The following is a 544-nucleotide window of genomic DNA, read 5'->3' on the forward strand; positions in this document are numbered from 1 at the left end:
TCCAGCGGGAGCTCCCTATACTTACAGTGATATTGTTAAAAACAAACTAAGCCAGCAATCCTATAAACCAAGACTTATTAGTATTTCAGAAGATAATAAGAATGTGTCTTTCATTTATGGAAAAGCACGAAATGATTTATTTATCAGCAATGCTGAAAATAATCTTCTGACCTCTATTGAAATAAAAAACGGGAATTCACTGGTAGAAAAATATAACCTGGAATACCAGGACGTACAAGCCCAAAGTGCAGCTACTTATTATGGGATCCCTTCTAATGAAACCTCTACCAGAAACAGGCACTTTCTAAAATCATTGAAAAATGTCACTAAGAATACAAGTACAGATTTCAGCTATTACAGTTTGGAAAAGCTTCCGGCAAGATTTAGTCTGAATGTTGATTACTATGGATATCCCAATAATGCCAGTAATGTTTCCCCTTTTCCAGCTCCCCGTCCTACCAATAATTTTGGTATTTTCCAGGGGCTGGGAGCTTATATGCCCTTAACGATACTCTCTGCAAATAAAGAAGTGCTGCCATCATGG

The 544-nt window shown here is 37.1% G+C and carries 1 protein-coding gene; it reads left to right on the forward strand.

Going from position 1 to position 544, the window contains the following annotated elements; all coding sequences use genetic code 11:
• Window positions 1-544: hypothetical protein (locus tag DRF57_RS23840; RefSeq protein ID WP_206607220.1), on the forward strand; the 544-nt coding region annotated here is incomplete at both ends.

It is taken from the genome of Chryseobacterium rhizosphaerae, from assembly GCF_003385455.1.
Taxonomy (GTDB): Bacteria; Bacteroidota; Bacteroidia; order Flavobacteriales; family Weeksellaceae; genus Chryseobacterium; species Chryseobacterium rhizosphaerae.